This is a genomic window from Bartonella bacilliformis KC583 (genome assembly GCF_000015445.1).
Lineage (GTDB): Bacteria > Pseudomonadota > Alphaproteobacteria > Rhizobiales > Rhizobiaceae > Bartonella > Bartonella bacilliformis.
On sequence record NC_008783.1, the window covers coordinates 143,634 to 168,542 of the forward strand.

Here is a 24,909-nt window from a genome sequence, read left to right on the forward strand (position 1 = left end):
TTTATGTTCTTGCTCACAATCTTAAAGAATGCCCCAAAATGCTCCCAAGAATGATACCAAGGATCTTTTTGGTTTCTTCAGATCATAGTCTATAAAGATCAATCAAAGGGGTTTAATGAAAGGCATAATATGTCATGAAAACATTTACAATATTGTTAGATGGAGATATTGCTCCCACAGATAGGTTACGCACGCAAATTCGTGACAGTCGGGTGATCGCTGCTGATGGTGGAATGCGCCACGCTGCTCCATTAAATGTGCAACCTGAGCTTTGGGTGGGGGATTTTGATTCTACAAATCAGGCTTTATTGCAGCAATATTGTGATGTCCCTCGGGAGGTTTTTTCTGTTGAAAAAGATGCAACTGATGGGGATTTGGCATGTAAGAAAGCTCTAAGCCAAGGAGCACAACGGATTATTTTATGTGGCGCTTTTGGTGGGGCAAGAAGTGACCACAGCCTTTCTCATATGACACAAGCGATTGCGATGGCGGAAAAAGGCCTTTCTGTCTTATTGACCAGTGGGGATGAGGAAGGGTGGCCAATTGTGCCGCAACCTTCTTCGTGTGATTTGCCCGATGGGTGTTTGTTTAGCCTGATTGGATTTTCTGATTTGCAGGGTTTAACCATGTCTGGTGTGCAATGGCCACTTTCTGAATATACCGTCTCTTTTGGGTCTTCTTTAACCTTGTCCAATCGTGTTTGTGGAACTTTTTCTTGTCAGTTACGCTCTGGTAAAGCCATATTATTAGCCTCGCTTCCTGTTTCGTAGCGTTATTCATTGTCTGCAATGGAAGTGTGTTTATAAATGGTGACAGGAAGAAAAAGTCTATTCATGTGACAAGATGAACTTATTGCAGGCTTCGGCAATTTTCCTGTTATTGATATTTGATAGAACCACTATTGGTTCTTAAACTATAGTTTGTAATATTGTTCCTATTTATAAGTAATATTGTTCTTAATTTATAAGGGAAGCATGCCTATAAAACAGAGAAGAGGGGAGAAATTCCACATTAATATCGAGGCTGATATCAAAGCGTGGACCTTATATATGGACATGGAATTTTTCTTGTTATTTATATAGGGGTGAAGCATAATATTGTTGTCTATCGCTGTCTCCACAGAACTGTTCTTGTCTATCAATTGAAACAGGGGGAGTTAGAAGAAACAGCACTGATGTCAAAGATATGATTATTTAGTTTTTACAAGGAAAGAATTTTGAGATGTTAAAACCAATTTTGACAATGACAGTCGTCTCGCTTGTTGGATTAAGTTCTGTTGCCTGTACAATTGCTGAACGAAGAACTGCGAAATATGGTACCGGGGGTGCTGCACTGGGAGCTATAGCAGGATCAGCGTTAACAGGCACAGCAGAGGGAACGGTTGTTGGTGCAGCACTTGGTACTCTTGTAGGGACAACTGCTGGGGTTGCTAGAAACGAACAAAAAAAGAAGAGAAATGCACAAAAAGCACCCCCTATGTGTACCTATCAGAACAGCCAAGGGAGGCAGTATCAAGCTCCTTGTCCGCAATCGCAATCTATCCAACTTTGTCAATATTCTGATGGTCGAGGTCGTCTTTATCAGGCACCCTGCCCGCAATAATCTTGTCTGACCCTATCTGCAATAACTTTGTTTGCAATAATAGTCTTTAAAGAGTGATGAGTTTGCTTGATGGTACCACTCCTGCGGCTTGACCGTATTGTTTTGACCTTTGGAACAACCCCCTTGCTCGACCAAGCTTGTTTATCAGTCGGGAAGGGGGAGCGTATTGCTCTTGTTGGGCGTAATGGATGTGGAAAATCAACACTCTTAAAAATTGCTGCTGGATTGCTGGAGCCGAGTGAAGGCGAGATTTTTCGCCATCCTCGGGCGAAGGTCCATTATGTCTCACAAAATCCTGATTGTTCAGGATTTGACGATGTAAATGCTTATGTGCACGCTGGGTTAAATGAAGCTCATGATGTGTCTTTTGTCCAGACATTGCTGCGCGATCTTGGTTTTTCTGGTAGCGAAAAGCTTGCCACCCTTTCTGGGGGAGAAAAGCGGCGCGTATCATTATTACGGGCGATTGCTGAACAACCAGACGTTCTATTATTGGATGAACCAACCAATCATCTCGATTTAGCAACCATTGAATGGCTTGAAGGCACTTTATGTTCTCTAAACTCAGCACTTGTGGTCATCTCGCATGATCGGCGGTTTTTAGAAACGGTGACACAATGTGTCGTCTGGCTTGATCGTGGCCGGACCAAAAAGCTTGAAAAGCGTTTTTCTGAATTTGAAACTTGGCGCGATAAAGCTTTAGAAGAAGAAGCGCTTGATCAGCATAAACTCAGCCGGCAAATTGCGCGAGAAGAACAATGGGTGCGCTATGGGGTGAGTGCACGGCGAAAGCGCAATGTGCGGCGTTTGGCCGAGTTAAAAGAACTGCGACAGCAGCAGAAAAATTATCAAGCGGTGCCAGGAAAGGCACTCTTTTCCGCTGCGGACAGTCATGATTCTGGCCAATTGGTGCTTGAAGCTAAGAAAATTACAAAATCCTATGGTGAGCGCGTGATTGTGAAGGATTTTTCCTTGCGCATTCAGCGTGGCAATAGGATCGGCTTTGTGGGACCAAATGGGGTTGGAAAAACGACCTTGCTTTCTCTTCTTATAGGTCATGAAAAGCCAGATAGTGGAATGATTAAGCATGGGCATAATCTGGCAATGGCTCTGCTCGACCAACAGCGCATTGTCAATGAAGAAGAAACGGTGGCACATTATTTAACCGGGGGGCGGGGTGATAGTTTGGTGATCAATGGGCAAGAGCGCCATGTTGTATCCTATATGAAAGATTTTTTATTTGCGCCGGAGCAAATGCGCACACCATTGAAAGAATTATCTGGTGGGGAGCGTGCGCGTTTAATGTTGGCACGGCTTTTATCGCAACCAGCAAATTTTTTAATTCTCGACGAGCCGACCAATGATCTAGATATGGAAACATTGGATTTGCTGCAAGAATTCATTGCTGATTTTCCAGGCACAGTTATGGTTGTCAGCCATGATCGCGATTTTTTAGACCGGACTGTAACACATACTATAGCTCCACAAGGGGATGGGCAGTGGATTTTGTATGCGGGTGGGTATAGCGATATGATCGCGCAAAAAAAACAGGCTGAGTTTGTGCGGCGTCAAGATCAGCAAAAGCCCGTTACTGCCCCGCGTGAGCGGACAAAGCAACCCTTGCCGCGTGAGGGAACATCTTTACGCAAATTGTCTTATAAGCAAGTTTATGCGCTTGAAACACTGCCGAAAAGCATTGATATTTTAGTTCATGAGATCCAAATACTTGAAAAAGAATTGTCTGATCCTACACTCTATTGTTCCGATAAGGCGCGTTTTGAGCATTTATCAGCTGCACTGGAAGAGAAGAAAAATCTTTGTGCACAACAAGAAGAGAAATGGTTGAATTTGGAACTCTTGCGTGAAGAGATCGAAAAGGAGCTTTGCTCTTCGGATTAAGTCATCCCGAGAGCATTTTTATACAGTTGAATAACCGCTTCTTCTTCCATGCGCTTATGGTCTTCTTGTTTGCGTAATCCAACAATTTTGCGCACGGCCTTACTATCAAAACCAGAACCTTTAAGTTCTGTGTAGACATCTTTAATATCATCGGCAATCGCTTTTTTTTCTTCTTCTAGCCGTTCAATACGTTCGATAAAAGAACGTAATTGATTGACGGATATGGCGTGTGTTTGATCGCTAGCGGTGTTCATTTTCATTTTCTCCAGATGAGTATGTTATTAACTTTAAGTCATTTATCGATGAACTTTTAAAAGAAATTTATGTTGGGGATGCATGAAGAACAGGGCGAAAGTCAAGTTTTTCGCTTTTCTTTACACATTAACATTAAAAAAATATCTGTAAATAAGAGTAATGCAAAGATTGCAAAGAAAATCATAAGAGAAAATTATGATTAAAAATAAAAAATTTTTCTTTTTCATAATTGCCCCTTTGGGAAAAGGATAAAAATTGAAAAAAGGCGTGCTATTCGATGCAGAAGACTTCACAAAATCTGAAAGAAAGAGAAGGGATTTATGGTTTATTGTATAGGCTGTTGTCGCAAAAGTGGAGGGAGGGATATAAAGGAGCAACATGGGGCATTGCAAAATATTTTTCTAAAGAAAATAAGAGGAATATTGGTGAATATTTTTCTTTTATTCTCATGTTTGGACTATGCACAAGCTGATTTTCGGGTTTGTAATGAGACACAGGGGCCTGTGGGGGTTGCTCTTGGTTACCGTGCTCCTTCAGGATGGGTGAGCGAGGGGTGGTGGGTTGTGCCAACAGCAGAATGTAAAACCTTAATTGATGGGCAGTTGATATCGCGATTTTATTATATGCATGCTGAAGATGCTGAGAGAAAAAATGGATGGAACGGCCCTGTGACAATGTGTGTGAAAGATAGTTCTTTTTTGATTGAAGGGGTCCATGATTGTTTTGCTAGAGGGTTTCAAAAGGCGTATTTTGAAGAAATTGATACTGGCAATCAGATTAATTGGACGGTTCAGTTAACAGAATCATCTTTGTTTGATAATCCTGCTTTGAATAGACCTCAAGTGAAAAAGGATCCTTCTTCGCCATAGGCATTGCACGCTCGTATGAGCGTGCACATTCGTAAAAGGATTGTTGCCACGAACACTCGTGAGCTCGTGCACTTTAGTTTGCTATTTAAGTGTGCACTTTACTATAAGCGCATACGTTCGTGAGAAAGGATTGTGGTCATCGCTATGAGGATGAGCACTATGCGCACGCACATTTGTGAAAGATGTTCCCATTGCCATGAAGGTGAACTAGAGTCTTGAAAATGCTGTTTTAAAGGGCTGCTTATTTTAATATGCCGTCTTTGTGCGGATCACTTTTCGTTAATTATTGGGCGCGGATTTTGCTGGGTGCGGATCAGATGTCTTGGCAAAAATTTCACTGATTAAGTATCTTGCAAAAGTTGCACTGATGATCATTAACGATCTGTTGGCTCGCTCTCTTGCTGTAAATTAAGAGGATGTGCATCTTTGCGTAATTCTTGAGTTAGTTTTTCAATGCGCTTGGTTGTTTCCTGTATAATTTGGATAATGTGATGGTCTTGTTCCTGACTTTGTTGTAAAAGAGTTGCGTAGCTTTCCTGTAATTTTTGGTACTCTTGCTTAATTTCTTCTCTTTCATCGAGAATCATAATACCGGCCATAACCGATAAACGGTGATCGCCAATTTCCCCAAAATTATTTTTTAAATGTGTGATATATTGATCTAATTGCGCAGCAAGTTTTGTAAGATAGTCTTCTTGCCCTTTATCACAAGCCATACGATACACTTTACCATCAATGGTGACTGAAATAGTTTCCATATATTTTAAGCCTTTATCGATCGAGGAGAGTGCGAATAGCTTCCATGGCTGTGATAAGCCGTCTGGAAACTTCCTTGTTGGCTTCTTTTAACCGTTCTGCACGCGCTTCAGAGTTATCAAGTTCTTGAGCAAGACGGTTGCGATCTGCGTTCATGTACTGAATTTCCTCTTCCCACTCATTATGTTTATCCATGAGAATATTGTGATTAATAATTGTGGTTTCTAGAGTCTTCAGTGCATTATCTAATTTCTTGAGCACTTCTGGCAAAGCAGTAGTCTCTTGATTCATAACGATTTCACCCTTTATCATTTTTTCACAAAAACAAATCATTCATCTTATTTTATAGTGAATTTATCCTTAAATATGTAAAATCTTTTGGCAAGAAAAGCATCAGAGACATGTAAATTAAAAACTAGATTTTTTGAGACTATTAGCATAAATGGTAAAAACTAGTAAGATGGAGGAAAGAAATATAAACACGTGATCACAAAAGGGTTCTATGAAAAGTTGCAGTATTTCTCAAATTAGCCGTATTTCTCGAATTATCAGAGATAGAAAAATCAAACAAAAGCAGTGTTATAACTCATGATGAATACTAAGCAACAAACACAAATGGCCAATGCGGTTCGGTTTCTTGCCATTGACGCAATTGAAAAAGCAAAGTCTGGTCATCCTGGTTTGCCAATGGGGGCAGCCGATATTGCGACAGTTCTTTATACACAATTTTTAGTCCATGATCCTAAAAATCCTCATTGGGTCAACCGTGACCGTTTTGTTCTGTCGGCAGGGCATGGGTCTATGTTACTTTATGCTGTCCTCTATTTATCTGGCTATGAAGATATCTCTTTAGAAGAAATTCGCAATTTTCGCCAGATGGGGTCTAAGGTTGCTGGCCATCCAGAATATGGACACGCTGCAGGTATTGAAACAACAACCGGGCCATTAGGCCAAGGGTTGGCTAATGCTGTGGGTATGGCACTGGGTGAGCGTTTGCTCAATGCTCGCTTTGGCGATTTAATTAACCATTATACTTATGCCTTGGTCGGCGATGGCTGTTTGATGGAAGGGATTTCTCAAGAAACGATTGCTCTTGCGGGCCATTTAAAACTTCATAAGCTCATTGTTTTATGGGATGATAATAATATCTCCATTGATGGAGAAATTTCACTAACCGACAGTACAAACCAAGAAATGCGCTTTAAAGCATGTGGATGGAATGTCATAAAGGTTGATGGACACAACCAAACAGCTATAGCCCATGCTTTGACAGCAGCAAAAAAGTCTAATCGGCCAACTTTAATCGCCTGTAAAACGACCATTGGTTTTGGTGCTCCCAAAAAGGCAGGAACCAATAAAGTTCATGGTGCACCTTTGGGAGAAGAAGAAGTCGCCGCAACGCGTGAAGTTTTGGGGTGGGAGTTTGAGCCATTCATGGTTCCAGCGGATATTCTTGATTGTTGGCGCTTGGCAGGCTTGAATGCTGCAAAAAAACGACAGGAATGGGAAGAAAAATTAGCTGCGTTACCAATCGAAGAGCGGGTTCGGTTTGAATGTTTTGTGCGTGGTGATCTCGTCAGTAATTTTGACGAAGTTTTGGAGGCGTATAAAGAAAAGCTTGTAGCAGAGTGTCCTACTGTGGCAACGCGTAAAGCTTCAGAAATGGTTTTGGATGTCATTAATGAAGTGGTGCTGGGAACCATTGGTGGGTCAGCTGATTTAACGGGCTCTAATCTAACAAAAAGCAGCCAAATGAGCAAAATTACAGCAGATGATTTTTCAGGCCGCTATCTCCATTATGGGATTCGTGAACATGCGATGGGGGCCATCATGAATGGCTTAGCGCTTTATGGCGGTTTTATCCCTTATGGCGGAACTTTTCTATGCTTTGCTGACTATATGCGCCCTGCTATGCGCTTGTCCTCTTTAATGGGGTTGCGTGTGGTTTATGTCATGACGCATGATTCTATTGGTCTTGGCGAAGATGGCCCAACTCATCAACCGGTTGAACATTTGGCCGCGTTGCGCGCTTTGCCTAATCATTATGTTTTTAGACCTGCGGACGCTATTGAAACTGTCGAATGTTGGCAATTGGCTTTAAAATCTCTCAAGACGCCCTCTACCCTAGCGTTAAGTCGGCAAAATTTGCCGCTTGTGCGCCGTGAGCATACAGGAAACAATCTGTGCTTATTGGGGGCGTATGAGTTGCTGACAGATGGTGATGATGCACAGGTAACTTTGTTTGCCTCAGGTTCAGAAGTTGAGATTATTGTGCAGGCGCATGCTCTGTTAGAAGCAGAGGGGATTGCATCCCGCGTGGTTTCTGTGCCTTGTTTTGAATTATTTTTTGAACAATCTGTTGCTTATCAGAATGCGTTGATTGGGAATTCCCCTGTGAAGATTGCTGTTGAAGCTGCCATCCGGCAAGGGTGGGAGCGCTTTATTGGTCAGGATGGCATTTTTATTGGCATGGAAGGGTTTGGTGCCAGTGCGCCGATGGATGAATTATACAAGCATTTTGGTATTACATGTGAAAATATTGTCACGGTGGTGAAAGAAAAACTCCAAAAAATAAATGAGGAATCGTGAAATGAGTGTTCGTGTTGCCATTAATGGGTTTGGTCGTATTGGGCGCGGTATTTTGCGTGCTGTGGTTGAAAATGAGCGCCAAGATATTGAAGTTGTAGCGGTTAATAGTTTAAGTCCTATAGAATTAAATGCACATTTATTACGCTATGATTCAGTGCATGGGCGTTTTCCTGCAACGGTGAAAGTAGTTGGGAATGCTTTGGAAGTTGGTGGGCGTTTGGTTCAAGTAACAGCATCGTCCGATCCAGTACAGTTACCGTGGAAAGATTTAGATATTGATATTGCTTTGGAATGTACGGGTAAATTTACAGCACGTGACCAAGCAAGCGCTCATCTGGGAGCAGGGGCAAAGCGTGTTCTCGTTTCTGCTCCTTCTGAAGGTGCTGATTTAACAGTGGTTTATGGGGTTAATCATCGCGATTTGAAAAAGGAGCATCAGGTTATTTCCAATGCTTCTTGTACAACCAATTGTTTGGCGCCTGTGGCGCAAGTGCTGCACGAGACGGTGGGTATTGAAAAAGGCTTTATGACAACGATCCATTCTTATACAGGGGATCAAAATCTGTTAGATGCAACCCACCGTGATCTTTATCGTGCACGGGCTGCGGCTCTTTCCATGATCCCGACATCAACAGGAGCGGCGAAAGCCGTGGGCTTGGTTTTGCCAAAATTAAAAGGTTTATTAGATGGCGTATCTATGCGTGTTCCCACTCCGAATGTCTCTGTAGTTGATTTGACATTTACTTCTCAACGTTCCACCAGTGTGGAAGAGATTAATGCGGCTTTATGTGCGGCCTCAAAAGGAGTGCTTAAAGGCATTTTGGGCTATACAGAGGAAAAGCTTGTGAGCTGTGATTTTAATCATGATCCACATTCAGCCATTGTGCAAAGTGACCAAACTAAAGTGATCGATCATCGTTTGTGTCGTGTTTTGGCTTGGTATGATAATGAATGGGGTTTTTCAAACCGCATGATCGATACAGCTGTTGCTGTGGCTAAAACTTTGTAAAAGAAAAAAGTTTTTAAGTTTCTACTTGAGAAAAAGCTTATCATACGGGTGTCTTCCCATAAGCCAATAGGGATAGTAGCGCGTGTCTATGCGTTTGAGTAAAATGAAAGAGCCGATTGTCTCACTCATTATGAAGTGTCTAATCCATTATTCAAGAGACAATGCTGTTTCCATGGGACAAGAAAAAACTGTTTAGACAGATATCCATAAGTTTTTTTGAAAATCTCTTTTTAGGAGGAGAAAATTTGAAAGAAAAGCGACAGTGGTGAGGGGTTAGAAAAGGAGGATAAGCGCAGTGATGAAGTTTCGTACAATTAATGAAGCGAATGTTTCTGGAAAGCGTGTATTGGTGCGCGTAGACTTTAATGTACCGATGTCACAAGGTAAGGTCTGTGATAATACGCGTCTTGAGAGACACAAAGAAACGATTTGTGCGCTGCAAAAACGCGGTGCTAAGATCATTCTTCTTTCCCATTGTAGCCGCCCCAGGGGCAAGATTGTGCCGGAATTGTCTTTGCGCCCTGTTGCAAAGGCACTAGAAACTATTATGGGACAGCAAATTTTCTTTGTTGAGGAGTGTATTGGGGCTCCCGTACAGACAGCGGTTGAAGCTTTGCAAGAGGGGCAGATTCTTCTTTTAGAAAATCTCCGTTTTTACAAGGAAGAAGAAGATAATAATGCTGATTTTGCTGAAGCTTTAGCACAACAGGGTGATCTTTATGTGAATGATGCTTTTTCGGTGTCTCATCGTGCGCATGCTTCTGTTGAAGCGATCACACATTACCTGCCTTCTTATGCGGGCATGGCGCTGCAGCGCGAATTGCAGGCTTTAGAAAAAGGGCTTGACAATCCAAAGAAGCCAGTGACCGCTATCGTGGGAGGAGCCAAGGTTTCGAGTAAGCTTTTTGTGCTCAATCATTTGGTGACAAAGGTTGATTATTTGGTGATTGGCGGCGGGATGGCCAATAATTTTTTAATGGCGCAAGGTCATAATGTTGGCAAATCCCTTTGTGAACCTATGCTTATGGATATGGTCAAAGATGTTATTGAAAAAGCACGTGAAAGCCACTGTACACTTGTTTTACCTGTTGATGCGGTGGTGGGATTACAGTGTGAAACAGGAACACCGCATCATCATTGTATGATTGAAGCGATCCCTGATGAAGGGATGATTTTGGATATTGGAGAGCATTCTATTGCGCGTATTAATACGGTGATTGATGCCTCTGCGACCCTTGTGTGGAATGGGCCGCTTGGTGTTTTTGAAGTGTCTCCTTTTGATCATGGAACGATTGCCGTTGCACGCTATGCGGCAGCGCGCAGCCAGAAAGGCCATTGTGTGTCGATTGCGGGAGGCGGAGACACGGTTTTTGCTCTTAACCATGCTGGGGTTGCTGATGATTTTACCTATCTTTCAACGGCAGGGGGAGCTTTTTTGGAATGGATGGAAGGGAAGACCCTTCCTGGTGTGCTCGCTTTGATGCAAGATTTAAAGAATTAAAGATTTGCAGAATTAAGGCTTCTGGCATTTGACAGATGTTTTAGTTTTAAAGACTAGACTTTGCTTTAAAGGCCAGAATTTTGGTTTTAAAAGGGTGATAACCCTTGTTTGAAAATTGAGAAACAAGAGGAGCTTGTTATGAAGGAACGTCTTGAAGACATTGCACTTGCCTTAGTTGATGGAGGTAAGGGGATTTTAGCAGCAGATGAAAGCACAGCGACGATTGGAAAGCGTTTTGAAGCTATTGGGATCGAGTCTAGCGAAGATAATCGCCGGGCTTACCGTGAAATGTTTTTCACAGCAAAAGATGCCATGAAATCAGCTATTTCTGGTGTAATTTTGTTTGATGAGACAATACGTCAAAAAGCATCAACGGGGCGAATGTTGACAGATCTCATTCATGAGACAGGCGCTTTGTCCGGCATTAAGGTGGATACGGGTGCGAAGCCTTTAGCAGCTTTTGCGCATGAAACTATCACAGAAGGGCTCGATGGATTGCGTGAGCGTTTAAAGGAATATTATGTGCTCGGGGCTCGTTTTGCCAAATGGCGTGGTGTGATTGCGATTGATAACCAAACTTTACCAACACGGGGGGCCATCCGCCAGAATGCACAGGCTTTGGCGCGCTATGCTGCTTTGTGTCAGGAAGTTGGTCTTGTGCCGATTGTTGAGCCAGAAGTTTTGATGGATGGTCCTTTTCGCCAACATTCAATTACACGCTGTTTTGATGTCACTTACGCTGTTTTACAAGCGGTTTTTGAAGAATTGTTTGAAGCCCGTGTGATGTGTGAAGGGATGATTTTAAAACCCAATATGGTGATTGATGGCAAGGATGCCCGCAGTGCTTCTGTTGAAGAAGTAGCTGAAAAGACGGTTCGTGTTCTCAAACAAATTGTTCCGACTGCTGTTCCAGGGATTGCTTTCCTTTCAGGTGGTCAGTCTGATGAAGAAGCCACGGCTCATTTGTCGGCGATGAATGCTTTGGGCACCATGCCTTGGAAATTGACTTTTTCTTATGGGCGTGCGTTGCAAGCTGCAGCGTTAAAAGTATGGGGCGGTAAACAGGAAAATGTTCCTGCTGCTCAAAAAGCCTTTTATCACCGTGCACGGATGAATCATCTTGCAGCGTTAGGGCAATGGACAAAAGCACAGGAACAGTCTGCTTAACAGTCTATTTTATTTAAGATAAAGCCTGGATTGTCTTTACTTGGTGCTTTAAACCTGACGGATTATTATACCCTCCTCCTTTGTGGGTTATGTGTGGGGTATTTGTGTATTATCTGTGGGATAGCTGTGGGTTATGATCCAGTGATCATGGTATGGGGCCGTGTAGATGGCATATAAGGGAAAAGCCTTTTATCACCGTGCATGGATGAATCATCTTGCAGCGTTGGGGCAATGGACAAAAGCACAGGAACAGTCTGCTTAACAGTCTATTTTATTTAAGATAAAGCCTAGATTGTCCTTGCTTGGTGCTTTAAACCTGGCGGATTATTATACCCTCCCCCTTGTAGGTTATGCGTGGGGGCATCTTGTGCGTTATGAATCCAGTGACCATGGTATGGAGCCGTGTAGATGGCATATAGGGGAAAAGCCTTATTCTCACGGGTTTAATTGCTTCTTTCTCTTGTATTATGTGTGGGATAGCTGTGGGTTATGATCCAGTGATCATGGTATGGGGCCGTGTAGATGGCATATAGGGGAAAAGCCTTATTCTCACGGGTTTATTGCTATTCCTCTTGTGTATTATGTGTGGGACATCTTGTGCGTTATGAACCCAGTGATGATCGTGAGTATGAGGGGGGCTCTGATAGGGAGCATGTCGGGGAAAGCATTGAGGAAGGAGAAAGAGCAGAGTGTTGGTTCTGCATCTTTTAAGTGCCTGCCTTGAACGAGCTTTCTTGAATCTTTTTTTAAATCAACTTGTTTGAATTAGGGGAAACCATGCTGGATGAGAGTTGCAGCGGTTCCCCCATGAAGTCCAATGTGAGTCTCAATTGAGGCTTATGTGAAACCCAATGGGAGGCTTAGTAGGAGACCCTATGTGAAGGTTTCCCCATATTAGACCTAATGTGAGATCTCCTATATATTAGGTGCCATATTAGGCCTAATTAGGCCTTCCAGTATAAGACCCAATTGAGACCCAATAAATATTTATGGTGTTTTGCCAAGTAAAGGAGACCAAGCTGGGTCAGAGGCATTATTGGGTGTGGGCAATCGACGCTCATTACGTCCGGTGATGTCAATCGTATAAATTTGTGCGCCTTGATTTGCATTTTGACGAAAGAACATGAGAACACGCCCATTCGGTGCCCAGGTTGGTCCTTCATTATGAAACCCTGTTGTTAATAATCTTTCGCCTTGCCCATTGGGATGCATCACCCCAATAGAAAATTGTCCCTGAGATTGTTTGGTGAAAGCAATATAATCACCGCGTGGTGACCAAGTGGGTGTTGAATAACTGCCCTCATTTGCAGAAATACGATGAGGGTTGCTTCCATCTGCGTCCATAATGTAAATTTGTGGTTTTCCATCACGATCAGACGAAAAAACAATCTGTTTGCCATCTGGCGAATAAGAGGCCGATGTATCAATGGCACGTGTTGTTGTTAAGCGTGTTATGGTTCGTGTGCGTAAATCCATGGTATAAAGATTGGCACTGCCATTATCTTTTAACAAACTCATAATCACTTTTTGGCCATCTGGTGAAAAGCGCGGGGCAATGGTCATATTATCGAAAGTCCCGATCAACTCTCTTTGTCCAGTTTCAATTTGTTGCAGATAAACATGCGCCGTTTTATGCTTATCATACGCCATATAGGTAATTTCTTGCCGACTAGGAGAAAAGCGCGGTGTTAGCACTAGTTCCGTACCATTGGAAAGATAGGTCAAATTTGCGCCATCTTGGTCCATGATCGCTAAACGCTTTATACGGGCATTAAACGGCCCTGTTTCATCAACAAAAACAACGCGTGTATCAAAATAACCACTTTCTCCTGTCATTTTGCTGTAAATTTCATCCGAGATCATATGGGCAACACGGCGCCAATGTTCCGTTGTTGTGTAAAAGCGCCGTCCTTTAATTTGCTTATGGGTAAAGACATCCCATAAACGGAAATCAATTCTTAACCGTCCATTAGAGTCGCTGTGGATATACCCGGTGACCAATCCTTGCGCGTTAAGTTGCTGCCAATTGGAAAAATTGGGTTGGCCATTAGGGTCGGTGATTTTTTCAAGAAAAGAGTCCTTGTCTAGTGTTTTAAAAAGCCCTGACCGTTCAAGATCTGCGGCAATAACAGCCGCAATCTTTTGGCCAATTGAATCTTGCGCAATAAAATCTGTGATTGCAATGGGAATAGGGTTAAAGTCAGCCTTAGAGATGGTTCCCTTTAACTGTGCATGAGCAAAAGAACCAGAAAAAAGACACACACTCATGCTGATTATAAACCAAGAGAAAAGAGACTGTTTTATCATAGCAAGCATGGAGACTATCCTTTTATGCATTGAAAAGATCAATTGTTGTTTCATGGTGCTTGTCCTTGCAGGGGATCAACATTAAAATCAAAGCCTTGCCCCCATAGATTATATTGATCACGTGGGAGATCTGCATAGGGTTGGCAAGCAAAAACGGCTGCATATACTTGTCGTGTCATGATAGTTTTTTGACTTTCATCACCTTGAAGTGGGTCAATGATGGGCGTGCCTCGAACCATTCCGTTATTATCTAATTGAAATTGTAATCGCACAATAGGACGATTTTGTAAATTGCCACCAATAGCAACAAGTCTGAGCTTGTTTTGAATACAAGCGCCAGCAAGATTTACCAGAGTTTGGGCCATGCGTTCTGAAGCGTTAACATCTTTTTTTGCACCTGTTGCTTCTGGTTTTTGTGAGCGTTTTGCGCCCCCGCCTTGTGTGCGAGCACGATTTATCAGATCATTTTTCTCGAGTGCGAGAATATCTTCAATGGTTTGTTCGCCTTTTGGGGGCAAGGCTTGAGCCGTTTGTTGAGGGCGTTTTGATGGGGCTTTAGCTTTAACCCGTGGCAGAGGAGCTGTTTCTGGTAAAGGTTTTAGTGGTGGGGGGATTATTGCCGGAGCCGGTTTTGGCTGTATTGGTTCGGGTTGCGCTGGCTTTGGCTTAGCCGGTTTCGGCTGCGCTGATTCAGGTTGTGTCGGTTCTGGCTGTGTTGGTTCGGGTTGCGCTGGCTTTGGCTTAGCCGGTTTCGGCTGCGCTGATTCAGGTTGTGTTGGCTCTGGCTGTGTTGGTTCGGGTTGCGCTGGCTTTGGCTTAGCCGGTTTTGGCTGCGCTGATTCAGGTTGTGTTGGCTCTGGCTGTGTTGGTTCGGGTTGCGCTGGCTTTGGCTTAGCCGGTTTTGGCTGCGCTGATTCAGGTTGTGTCGGCTCTGGCTGTGTTGGTTCGGGTTGCGCTGGCTCTGGCTTAGCCGGTTTCGGCTGCGCTGATTCAGGTTGTGTCGGCTCTGGCTGTGTTGGTTCGGGTTGCGCTGGCTCTGGCTTAGCCGGTTTCGGCTGCGCTGATTCAGGTTGTGTCGGCTCTGGCTGTGTTGGTTCGGGTTGCGCTGGCTCTGGCTTAGCCGGTTTCGGCTGCACTGATTCAGGTTGTGTCAGCTCTGGTTGAGCGCGCTCTTCTTGTGTTTTTTGTGGAAGCACAGGAAGTTCTGCAGCGTCCTTTTCACCAAAGGTCGGAGATGCTGCATCAATTTGGCGTGGTTTTTCTCGTTTTTTTAAAGGGGCTGCAAGATCCATTTTTCCATCACCTACATGGCGTGCTTGCTCTTTTTCCTGAGGTTTGGTTGTTGGCTTTGGGGCAGGGCTTTCATCAGGAGGAGCGCTTAATGAACCTTGTTGGAGAGAAAGCTCCTGGCTAAGAGGCGCTAACGTGATGGACACAGCTTCCATTTGATGAGAAGGCAAAGAAGGCAAATGGATAAAATGCATCATTCCCAAAATGAGAAAGAGTATATGAGCTGCAAAAGAAAAAGCTAAGCTCCATTTCATGGAATGATGAGAATTTTTTTCCATCAGCATTGCCTTGGTTTTTATTGTTCAGCCCTATTATAGTTTATAATGTTATAGTTTAGTTTGACACGGTAAAACAATTGATATTTGCGTCATGCGACGCGTATCATTTTATCAGGATTACCATTTTATTGTGCTAAGCTGGCTAAGGCAACTTGTAAAAATCCTGCTTTTTGAATGCTAGCAAGAAGGGCTAAAATCTTCTGATATTCAACAGTTTGAGCCGCACGTACAAAAATACGTTGCGTATTTTGTGTCGGATCTGTTTCAAGAAGAGACTTCAATTTTGCAATCAATTCTTCCACACTGTTATAATAATCATTATTGATGGCTAAGCGGCCTTTCTCATCAAGCGAAACAGTAAGCGGAGGACGATCAACCTGAACAGGGCCTGCTTGACTTTTCGGTAAATCAAGGGGAACACCATTCACCACAAGGGGAGCAGAGACCATAAAAATAATCAATAAAACTAAGATAACGTCGACAAAAGGTGTCACATTAATTTCGCTTATCAAATGGTTACGCGAGCGACGCTTTCTTCGTGAGCCTTTTTGAGAAAGAGGAGAAACAGAAAGTGCCATAAAACTTTCCCTTTATGAGTTAGAAGTTACCTTTTCATCAATACGTCGTGATATAATGGTTGAAAATTCATCGGCGAAATCTTCTATTTGCGCAATAATTTGCGCGCTTTCACCTATGAATTTGTTATAAAAAACAACTGCGGGAATAGCCACCATCAAACCAATTGCCGTGGCCAAAAGCGCTTCTGCAATACCTGGTGCCACAATGGCAAGAGATGTATTTTGCGAGGCGGAGATTGAAAGAAACGAATTCATAATTCCTATAACTGTTCCAAATAAGCCAATAAACGGAGCCGCGGACCCAAGGGTTGCCAAATAGCCTAATTTCGATTCTATTTTTTTACTCTCACGCCCGATAGCCAGATCCATCGCTTTTTCAATTCTAATTTGTAAGCTCGGTGAGGTGTGGATTCCTTTTGTGAGTGACTTTTTCCATTCTGTCATCGCCGCTATAAAAACTGCAGAGATATTATTTAAGGGCTTATTTTGATAAGCTGTGTAAAGCTCTTCTAACGATTTTCCTGACCAAAAAAACTTTTCAAAATGTCTGATATCACGGCGGATTTTTCGGTAAGCGAATATTTTATGAAGAATAATAGTCCAGCTCCATATAGAAGCAAGCACAAGCCCAATCATAACAGCTTTTACAACCCAATTAGCTTGTATGAATAAAGCCCACATTCCTATAGTTTCTGGACTAGCAAGGTCTATGTGCGTCATAATTCTCGTCCCTTTAGAATGAAAACTTTAAAATTTTTATACCTTATTTGTGTATAGTTTCTAAATTTAACAAAGGAAATCGTCACTTTGCGGAGAAAATTTTGGGACACAATAGTTGCCCATTTTATCTCAGGCATTTTACGATTTCTTTTGAACACGTCTTTAAAAGGGGTATTCATAGGCGTAGATAAATCCCTCCATGCGGAAAAACCCATGCGCGGGTAAATGATTGGAGCAAAAAAGATTTGCTCATTCTTATCTCACGCACTTAAGTTTTTATTTTAATACTTGTTTAAGCGATTTCAACATGCAGATGAAGAATTATTTAAGCAAAAAAGCTACCTTGCGTATCTGAGAGGGTTTTTTGAAATAAATTTTCAAGAGATCTTCTAAGAAGCAGATTTTTTTAAGCTTTTTGTGATCTATGCTCAGGAGATTTGCATCTCATCTTAATATTTTTAGGTCGTGCATTTTAATCTGGTCGTGCATTTAATAAGAGGTCCCAGAAAATAAATTCTTAGGCAAGCGTCTTGGTCTGCCTTCTTGGTTGATGATGGCAATTTCAACTTTAGCTTCGACCAACGATGTATCGTCGCGCATAATCACTTGATCAATAAAAAGGCGTGCCCCTTGTGCACGATTGATTCGTGTTTTGATGGTTAAAAGCTCATCAATGTGAGCGGGTCGAGAATAACTAATCTCTATGCGCCGTACAACAAAAAATAGCTTTTCCCCCTGTTGGCCTGAGGCCAAATCGATATTCTTTAACCCTATATGGCGCAAAAATTCTGAACGTCCTCGTTCAAAAAATTCCAAATAGCGTGCGTGATAAACAATGCCAGAAAAGTCAGTATCCGCAACGTAAACACGCGCCTGCAGGTCATGAAAAGAATAAAAGGGAGAAGCCTGAATATCGGTTGTTTCAGTCATAATCTTTTTCCCATAAATGTTTTTGTATTAAAGAGCTAACGGGTACATCCGATGATGTGCTGAGATCTGGTGTTGAAAGTGTGGCTGAAGCCGCTGGCTGTGTCGGAGCACGAAGCCCTAAATGCGCCCAAGCTTTCTCTGTGATTATACGCCCACGCGGTGTTCGTTGAATAAAGCCTTGTTGGAGCAAATAGGGTTCTATAATATCTTCAATCGCATCGCGTGGTTCTGAAAGCGCGGCTGCAATCGTTTCAATGCCGACAGGGCCGCCTAAAAAAACATCAGCAATCAACATTAAATAATTGCGGTCTAGCGGGTCAAGACCAAGATGGTCCACCTCTAAACGCGAAAGTGCGGTGTCTGCAATTTCACGGTCAATGGTTTTTGCTTGTTTAACCAGAGCAAAGTCACACACGCGGCGCAACAGTCGCCCGGCAATACGCGGTGTTCCCCGTGCACGGCGTGCAATTTCATGCGCTCCGTCATCGCTGATGGGCACAGAAAAAAGGCGTGCATTGCGTTTAACAATATATTCTAATTCTTCGATCGTGTAAAAATTAAGCCGGATTGGAATGCCAAAACGATCCCGTAAGGGCGTGGTTAATAACCCCAAACGCGTTGTAGCGGCGACTAAGGTAAATTTTGCTAAGTCAATTTTGACCGAACGCGCTGCCGGACCTTCACCAATGATTAGATCAAGCTGATAGTCTTCCATCGCAGGATAAAGAATTTCTTCGATCGCTGGGTTTAAACGATGAATTTCATCAATAAACAAGACATCACGCTCTTCTAAATTAGTTAAAAGCGCTGCTAAATCGCCTGCTTTAGCAATCACGGGCCCTGATGTGGAGCGGAAATTAACGCCTAATTCCTTCGCCATAATTTGCGATAAGGTTGTTTTTCCCAAACCAGGGGGGCCGACAAATAAAACATGATCCAAGGCCTCATGACGTGTTTTCGCGGCTTCGATGAATATTTTTAAATTGGCGCGGGCTGCTTCTTGACCAATAAAGTCATCCAACACTTGTGGTCTTAAAGAACGATCTGGATCGTCCGGAAGGGACACGCTACCAAGAAGACGGTTATTCTCATTTTTATGCATCTTGACCTTATTTTAAATGAGAGGAAAGCAATTTTAAACTATGGCGAATAAGAAGCGCTGAAGAAGGGGTTTCTCCTTCAAAAGCCTTTATCGCTTCTTGAAGAGCATGGGTTGCTTGATCCCGCTCAAAACCAAGTTTTGTCAAAGCAGCAAGGGCATCCATACTGTGTTGATGGCCAGTGTGTTGAGTGCCTGCTTGAGAAGAGGTCTCTGACGAATAAGAGACAAAATGCGGCATGCTTTGATGGGGTGCGTTGGAAGGCAAAGCTTTGTTTTTGAGCTCATTGATAATTCTTTCGCTCACCATTTTGCCCACTCCGGGAGAGCGGCTAATCATGGCGATATCACTAAGCGTAATGGCTTGTGCCAGCTGTGGGGGAGGCAGAGTGCTTAAGATCGCCAAAGCGACCTTGGCGCCCACACCGCGGACATTTTGTAACAGACAAAACCAGTCTTGTTCAACTTTTGTTTCAAAACCAAAAAGGCGGATTGCATCTTCCCGCACATGGGTTTCAATAAATAAACTCACTGCTTGCCCCCGCTCAGGGAGAGAAGAAAGCAGCCGATTGGATAGAAAGACGACATAGCCCACACCCTGGACATCCAGAATGATGTGATCTTCAAAAACGCTATCGAGAATACCCGTTAATTTTCCAATCATAGGCTCACCCCTTTATGCGATGAGCAAAGTTTGTGCGGTGGGCACTGTGACAGATCACAAGCGCAAGGGCATCAGCGGCATCATGGCCATCAAATTCAGCGCGGGGAAGAAGCCTCTTAACCATCATATGAATTTGTTCCTTTGCTCCATGGCCAACACCAATGACAGATTTTTTGATCGTGTTTGGTGCATATTCAAAGACCGGCAACCCTGCTTGTGCCGGAACAAGAAGCGCAATAGCACGGGCTTGCCCCAATTTTAAGGTGGCTGTAGCATCTTTGTTAACAAAAACATGCTCAACAGCGGCTTCATGCGGCATAAATTGGTGCACAACTTCTGAAAGCCCTTTATGCAGCTGATGTAACCTTGAGGCAAGGTTTAATTGCGCGTCAGAGTGAAGCGTTCCTGAAGCAACAAAATGCATATGATTCCCCAAGAAATCAATAATGCCCCACCCTGTTCGCCGTAATCCTGGATCGATGCCTATAATACGAATCTTTTCTACCATAGGGCGAGTTTATGTTATTTTTTTGTTTTTGGATAGATGCAACGCGGCCTTACAGAATGCAAGAAAGGGAGCAGAGTGCGGAGAGAATGAGGGAGGAAGGGCGGAATGAGAGAAAAGGAGGGGCTAGAGTGCAAAAAAGGGAGTGAAGTATGAGAGGGAAGAAAGAGTGAGAGAAGCAGGCAGAATGCGAAAAGGGGAGCAAAATGCAAGAAAGGGGGCATAATGGATGTGGAGAAGAAGAAAAATGATGGAGGAAGAGCAGAACACAGGAGGGAAGAGTGAGAGAGGGATGGGCCAGAGTGCGAAAAAGAAGGCATAATGATGCGAGAGGGAGCAGAGTATGAAAAAGAGGAGCAGAATGAGGGGAGGGAGCTAGAGTGTGAAAAGGGATAGAGTGCAAGAGGAAGGGCGGAATGCAAAAGAGAGGAAAAATGTGAAAGGGGAGCTCATAATGCACTCAAGCACAAAAATGCGGAAGAAAGCATGAAGCAGGGTGTCAGGGTGTAGGGGAAAATCAGAAAAGAGCGTGTGGCATGAAAAAGGGTAAGGGGATCTTGATGGCGCACATGCAGATAGGGTCAGACAAGATTAGAGGGAGCCTGGCATATCCACTAGGATAGAGGAAAAGAAAAGGCTCTTAAAGCATCAATCTTAATCTGTGCTAAAAGTGCCGAAAGGCGTTTTTTAGCAATTCAAGTTGTTTATTAACCGGATTTTTGTCTTCTAAGCTTTTAGAAGAGACATAGTTTGAATCATAGCGCATATGATAGACGCGTTTTTCTAAACTTAGCGAACGCACCACAAAAGAACGGAAAATTTCTGGCAGTTCTTGCCAGTGCGCAATATCTGGCCCAAGCGATGGTGTATGAAGCGATATTTTGGCAATTTCTTTTTCTATTTGCTCAGGTAACATCTCCCCTTCGCGCCCCGCGCGAAAGAGCAAAAGTCGTGAGGCGATTTGCATCAGCCTTGTACTTAAATACATCGCTTCCTTTACGTAAAGGGCAGAAGTTTCAACAGAAAGATCACGTGTTGCAAATTTGCCATTTTGATCAATATACGCTGCCGTTTCTTCAATCAGATTCATGGCCTCTTCATAAAGGCGGTTAAAGGCATTTTCAAAAGCGTCATGCTCAATCATGATAATAGGTTTATCGTGCGGATGGTCATGGGCGCTCACGTTTACTACTCCGATACGAAGAGAGGATAGCTAACAATACAGACATCATTAAACTGAATAAACCATAAAATTGAAATGTTTTTTCAATCATATAGTCTAAACTGCTCTTAAAATGACGTGTTTGCAACGATTACGCAAGATGCTTTTTTCGCTAAGGTTAATGAGCACGTATCACAAGGAAACTTTAAGCCGTAAGCCATGTGTGGAGAGAAGCTTTAAGCACATGTGAAGAAAAGTTTAATAAGCATGTATAGAGCAAAGGTTAGTAAGCTTACGTATAAAGAAAAGCTTTAAATGTGCATATGAAAAAAGCTTAATAAACACGTGTGGAGAGTGCTTAAAGTTCTTCCTGTTGCGGCAGGAAAGATAGAGGATGCCTACGATTTTCTCTTTTCACAAAAATAGGCAACAGCAAATTGTACCGCAATGCCACTTATGATTAACAAGGTATCAGACAAGAAAGTGCTCGTCATTACGATTTTATAAATTTGCCCAATCATTGCAAAAATAGTCCCGGTAATAAAAACAGGTAAGCCATGTTTGCCCAAAATCACCAAAGGGTGTTTAATCGAAAGGCGAAATCGCTCATTCAGCCAAGGAAGACAAAGAAAGACAGACGATAAAGCCAGAACATGAAACAGACGAGGAAGACCTAAAAAACTCTTATTAAAACTCGCCAAGGGTGAAGGCAAATTAAGCCATGAAAAACTGCCCCACCAGTTTAAGCGTACCCAGAATAGGGCGATCACAAGATAACTGATCGAAATAATAAGGAGGAAAGGTTTAAACATAATTTTTCCCCCTTGTCTGAAGTATAAGCTCCCCGTAAACCCGAGGACAAAGAGAAATTGCCACGAGAGCGGATTTAAAAACCATTTCCCTGGTAAAGGATAAGAGGGAAAACCAATCTTATAGAAGCCGCACACCAAGTAAAGGATAAATGAGCTGAAGAGAAGCAGCCCCTTTTGTTTGTAACTAAAATAAAGAATAAAGGGAGCAAAAAGCGTGAAAACAATATAAAGCGGGAGAATATTATTATACCCCAGCTGATGGCCAAAACTCAGCATGCTGAAAAAGGCAACAACAGGCTGTGTGATAAACAGACCGATATTATTCATAGACGTTAGTTTTTCGCATTGCCAGATCAAAAAAGCCCCCAAAAAAAGGCCTAAGGTTGTAAGGCTAGCAAAAAGATAGGCTGTATAAAGCTGAACAATTCTCTGCCAAATTTTGCGCAGATTCTTCGTAAAGTTCATCCGCTCGGGCAGCGAGCTAAAACTAAGGGCAAGAGAAACCCCTGACAGCAAAACAAATATTTCTGTCGAATCAGAAAAACCAAAATGTTTATGTGTGATATGTTCATAGATCGTGCCAGGAATATGGTTGATGAAAATTGTCAATAACGCTAAGGAACGCACGACATCAATACGTGTATCACGTTGCGACTGCGTTGAAATATGAGGAAAAGCATTATGTAGTGCCATAAAGAAACCTCTATCAATCTACGAGCATCACTTAACTTTTAGCAAAGCACGATCATAAAAAAAACTTATTTTGAACATATGAGCTATGCAAGGATAGTAGTCTATGACAAAACAGAAAAGTAAGCCGATTGAGTCTTGTCTTTATCCGCAGTTGGTTTTGACAGTGGATGTTCGACGTACTCTTAATCCATCATTACTCCGCACACTTTTGCAAACACAATCGTTTACTTGCGTTATTATCTACGATTCGCTCATTCATCAGGGCGATGAAAATTTTTTACAAAATAAAGCGCAAAGCTATGTTGATGACGTTCAACATAGTGGTGCAGCTCTTATCATTGCTGATCATAGCCAGATTGTTGGTCGAATCAAGGCCGATGGTTTGCATGTTGAAGGAAATAGGGAGGCGCTTAAAATTTTCAAAGACCAGACAAAAGAAAATAAAATTGTTGGGTTTGGCAATTTACGCGATCGCCATTCGGCAATGACCGTTGCCGAAGCAGGTGTTGACTATTTGTTTTTTGGAAAATTAGGGGCTGACCAAAAAGCACAGGCGCATCCGCGCAATCTTTCTCTAGCGACATGGTGGGCAGAAATTATGGAAATTCCTGCGATTATTCAAGCTGGGAACGATTATGCAACGGTTGATGAAGCTTTTAAGACTGCTTGCGAATTTATTGCGGTTGAAGACATGCTTTTGTCTCATGAGGATCCTCTACCCCTACTGCAGGAGATGGTGAAAAAATGTAAAAAATTTCCTTTATTGATGGGGAAAGCATGATCATGACGAAAATTGCTTATGGGGCCTATAGGGTTTTTTGGGCTTTTCGGTTGATGTTGGTGGTTATTGGCGCTTTGGCTGTATCGGCGGCTATTGGGCTGGCTGTGTCTGCGGCTTTTGCTAAAGACGAGGAAATTTTAAATCTTGAACAGTCTTTAAATACAGTGCAGGATTTTTCAAAAAACAAAAGGGCACAAAAAATACCGCAGATTTTGCGCGCAGGAAAATATGATGAGGCTTATGATTATTATGTGCAAGGCTTTTATTTAAAAGCGTTTCGTGCAGCACTCAGACGGGCTGAAAATAATGATCCAAAGGCACAAACCTTGGTGGGGAAAATGTATATGGAAGGCTATGCCGTTACCCAAGATGGTGCGCGCGCGGCTTTGTGGTTTGGACGTGCTGCCAAACAAGGCGATCCACATGCACAACTGCGCTATGGACTGATGTTGTTTAATGGGAATTTTGTCAAAAAAAACGAAGAAGAAGGCGAAAAACTCATTCACGAAGCGATGCAAGCAGGCCTTAAAGAAGCCTATTTTTATTGTGGACAATTGCTTCTCTACAAAACGATGCGTGAGAAAGAGAATCTCAAAGGTGTTGCAGCAGCTGATGATAACGATGAAAATTCAGACAAGGCTTTGGCCTTCTTTTTAAAGGGAGCTGCTTTGGGCGATGCTGAAGCGGCTTTCGCTGCAGCACAAATTTTGGCTGTTGGAACTATGAAATATCCAAGACATGATCATTATGCACGACGGTTGATGACCATTGCTGCACAAAAGAAGCATGTGATGGCGCAAATGATGTTGGCGCAATGGTTGCTACAAGGCCGTGGCGGCGAAGCTGATTTTAAAGAGGCTTTTTCTTTGCTTTATGACAATGCCCTAAAAAGGGTGATGCCCGCACAGGTTAATTTAGCTAGGGTTTATCGTGATGGCTTAGGGGTTGAGGGGGATATTGTAACGGCGGCCGCTTGGTATTTGGTGGTTAAAAGTGGAAAAGGGCAAGCCGCTGATTTGGAGATGATGCTGGAGGGGATGAGCCAGGCCCAATTGGAACAGGCACACCAAAAGGCCTATGAATTAATGCAGCTTTTTTAATTAATGCAGCTTTTTTAAAGAGTTTCTCGATCTTTATAAGGAGCAACTGTTATCATACTTTTCTCCTTATAGGACATTATAGCACTCCCTTAAACAAAGGGGCTCAATATGATTAGGAGATGTTGGGGCAGATGCGGGTATGGAGCGCTCCATGAAAGAATGGGAGCCAAATATTATAATGAGAGACTATAGTGGCCCCCAATATAATTGAATATATGGGATAATTAAACATAAGGGGCCTATAATGGGCGACAGAGGGGAAAATGAAAAAGACGCCGAGGAAAGCTATAGAGCCTTAAGAAAATTACCCTTCAGCCAAGATAAATTGAGGGAAAATTTTATT

23 protein-coding genes are annotated in these 24,909 nt (G+C 42.8%); 10 read left to right on the forward strand and 13 right to left on the reverse strand.

Annotation, left to right across the window (positions count from 1 at the left end; all coding sequences use genetic code 11):
* Positions 1–134 precede the first annotated feature (134 nt).
* The 3 genes from BARBAKC583_RS00635 (at position 135) to BARBAKC583_RS00645 (ending at position 3,501) form a co-directional block, all read left to right on the forward strand.
* Positions 135–770, forward strand: coding sequence for a thiamine diphosphokinase (locus BARBAKC583_RS00635; protein ID WP_005765897.1), 636 nt, complete (start codon positions 135–137; stop codon positions 768–770).
* A 451-nt stretch (positions 771–1,221) separates the two neighbouring features.
* Entirely contained in the window at positions 1,222–1,602 is a 381-nt protein-coding gene (locus BARBAKC583_RS00640) for a glycine zipper domain-containing protein (protein ID WP_005765899.1), read from the forward strand.
* Positions 1,603–1,668: 66 nt separating this feature from the next.
* Complete coding sequence (locus BARBAKC583_RS00645; protein ID WP_035453254.1) at positions 1,669–3,501, forward strand: ABC-F family ATP-binding cassette domain-containing protein; 1,833 nt, start codon at positions 1,669–1,671, stop codon at positions 3,499–3,501.
* On the opposite strand, the gene BARBAKC583_RS00655 is transcribed toward BARBAKC583_RS00645, so the two are convergent.
* A complete protein-coding gene (locus BARBAKC583_RS00655; protein WP_005765903.1) occupies positions 3,498–3,755 on the reverse strand; it encodes a DUF2312 domain-containing protein in 258 nt (85 codons plus the stop codon). The genes BARBAKC583_RS00645 and BARBAKC583_RS00655 overlap by 4 nt on opposite strands.
* Before the next feature lie 321 nt (positions 3,756–4,076).
* Here BARBAKC583_RS00655 and BARBAKC583_RS00660 point away from each other — a divergent pair, with 321 nt between their 5' ends.
* Positions 4,077–4,625: a DUF1036 domain-containing protein gene (locus tag BARBAKC583_RS00660; RefSeq protein ID WP_005765907.1), complete on the forward strand. Its 549-nt coding sequence runs from the start codon at positions 4,077–4,079 to the stop codon at positions 4,623–4,625.
* A 374-nt stretch (positions 4,626–4,999) separates the two neighbouring features.
* Here BARBAKC583_RS00660 and zapA read toward each other — a convergent pair whose 3' ends face one another.
* Together zapA and BARBAKC583_RS00670 are read right to left on the reverse strand one after the other, a co-directional pair.
* Entirely contained in the window at positions 5,000–5,383 is a 384-nt protein-coding gene (zapA, locus tag BARBAKC583_RS00665) for a cell division protein ZapA (protein WP_005765909.1), read from the reverse strand.
* A 13-nt stretch (positions 5,384–5,396) separates the two neighbouring features.
* Positions 5,397–5,672 carry a DUF4164 domain-containing protein gene (locus BARBAKC583_RS00670; RefSeq protein ID WP_005765911.1) on the reverse strand — a complete coding sequence of 92 codons (276 nt, stop codon included), beginning with the start codon at positions 5,670–5,672 and terminating at the stop codon, positions 5,397–5,399.
* Between the two features lie 297 nt (positions 5,673–5,969).
* Between BARBAKC583_RS00670 and tkt the strand changes: the two genes are divergently transcribed.
* The 4 genes from tkt (at position 5,970) to BARBAKC583_RS00695 (ending at position 11,647) form a co-directional block, all read left to right on the forward strand.
* Entirely contained in the window at positions 5,970–7,970 is a 2,001-nt protein-coding gene (tkt, locus tag BARBAKC583_RS00675; RefSeq protein WP_011807262.1) for a transketolase, read from the forward strand.
* 1 nt (position 7,971) lies between these two features.
* Positions 7,972–8,979: a type I glyceraldehyde-3-phosphate dehydrogenase gene (gap, locus tag BARBAKC583_RS00680; RefSeq protein WP_005765915.1), complete on the forward strand. Its 1,008-nt coding sequence runs from the start codon at positions 7,972–7,974 to the stop codon at positions 8,977–8,979.
* Between the two features lie 298 nt (positions 8,980–9,277).
* Entirely contained in the window at positions 9,278–10,480 is a 1,203-nt protein-coding gene (locus BARBAKC583_RS00690) for a phosphoglycerate kinase (protein ID WP_005765917.1), read from the forward strand.
* Positions 10,481–10,618: 138 nt separating this feature from the next.
* Entirely contained in the window at positions 10,619–11,647 is a 1,029-nt protein-coding gene (locus BARBAKC583_RS00695) for a class I fructose-bisphosphate aldolase (RefSeq protein ID WP_005765918.1), read from the forward strand.
* A gap of 987 nt (positions 11,648–12,634) precedes the next feature.
* Here BARBAKC583_RS00695 and tolB read toward each other — a convergent pair.
* The 10 genes from tolB to BARBAKC583_RS00760 all read right to left on the reverse strand — a co-directional run bounded on the left by tolB (position 12,635) and on the right by BARBAKC583_RS00760 (position 22,685).
* The gene (gene tolB, locus BARBAKC583_RS00705; protein ID WP_005765923.1) at positions 12,635–13,954 is read right to left on the reverse strand and encodes a Tol-Pal system beta propeller repeat protein TolB; all 1,320 of its coding nucleotides are present in this window, start codon (positions 13,952–13,954) and stop codon (positions 12,635–12,637) included.
* Positions 13,955–14,004: 50 nt separating this feature from the next.
* Complete coding sequence (locus BARBAKC583_RS00715) at positions 14,005–15,522, reverse strand: hypothetical protein (RefSeq protein WP_005765925.1); 1,518 nt, start codon at positions 15,520–15,522, stop codon at positions 14,005–14,007.
* Positions 15,523–15,647: 125 nt separating this feature from the next.
* On the reverse strand, positions 15,648–16,100 hold the full coding sequence (locus BARBAKC583_RS00720) for an ExbD/TolR family protein (RefSeq protein WP_005765927.1): 453 nt from the start codon (positions 16,098–16,100) through the stop codon (positions 15,648–15,650).
* Positions 16,101–16,112: 12 nt separating this feature from the next.
* The gene (gene tolQ / locus BARBAKC583_RS00725) at positions 16,113–16,820 is read right to left on the reverse strand and encodes a protein TolQ (protein ID WP_005765929.1); all 708 of its coding nucleotides are present in this window, start codon (positions 16,818–16,820) and stop codon (positions 16,113–16,115) included.
* A 489-nt stretch (positions 16,821–17,309) separates the two neighbouring features.
* Entirely contained in the window at positions 17,310–17,750 is a 441-nt protein-coding gene (ybgC, locus tag BARBAKC583_RS00735; protein ID WP_005765932.1) for a tol-pal system-associated acyl-CoA thioesterase, read from the reverse strand.
* Entirely contained in the window at positions 17,743–18,852 is a 1,110-nt protein-coding gene (gene ruvB, locus BARBAKC583_RS00740; RefSeq protein WP_005765934.1) for a Holliday junction branch migration DNA helicase RuvB, read from the reverse strand. Before ruvB ends, ybgC begins: the two co-directional genes overlap by 8 nt.
* A 7-nt stretch (positions 18,853–18,859) precedes the next feature.
* Entirely contained in the window at positions 18,860–19,513 is a 654-nt protein-coding gene (gene ruvA / locus BARBAKC583_RS00745; protein ID WP_005765936.1) for a Holliday junction branch migration protein RuvA, read from the reverse strand.
* Between the two features lie 4 nt (positions 19,514–19,517).
* On the reverse strand, positions 19,518–20,021 hold the full coding sequence (gene ruvC / locus BARBAKC583_RS00750; RefSeq protein WP_005765938.1) for a crossover junction endodeoxyribonuclease RuvC: 504 nt from the start codon (positions 20,019–20,021) through the stop codon (positions 19,518–19,520).
* Positions 20,022–20,682: 661 nt separating this feature from the next.
* Positions 20,683–21,201, reverse strand: a complete 519-nt coding sequence (locus tag BARBAKC583_RS00755) for a DUF1465 family protein (protein ID WP_005765942.1) — start codon at positions 21,199–21,201, stop codon at positions 20,683–20,685.
* Positions 21,202–21,578: 377 nt separating this feature from the next.
* Positions 21,579–22,685 carry an OpgC family protein gene (locus tag BARBAKC583_RS00760; protein ID WP_005765945.1) on the reverse strand — a complete coding sequence of 369 codons (1,107 nt, stop codon included), beginning with the start codon at positions 22,683–22,685 and terminating at the stop codon, positions 21,579–21,581.
* Between the two features lie 103 nt (positions 22,686–22,788).
* On the opposite strand from BARBAKC583_RS00760, the gene BARBAKC583_RS00765 reads away from it, so the two are divergent.
* A complete protein-coding gene (locus BARBAKC583_RS00765) occupies positions 22,789–23,466 on the forward strand; it encodes a thiamine phosphate synthase (RefSeq protein WP_005765953.1) in 678 nt (225 codons plus the stop codon).
* On the forward strand, positions 23,463–24,566 hold the full coding sequence (locus tag BARBAKC583_RS00770; RefSeq protein ID WP_005765954.1) for a tetratricopeptide repeat protein: 1,104 nt from the start codon (positions 23,463–23,465) through the stop codon (positions 24,564–24,566). Before BARBAKC583_RS00765 ends, BARBAKC583_RS00770 begins: the two co-directional genes overlap by 4 nt.
* Positions 24,567–24,909 lie beyond the last annotated feature (343 nt).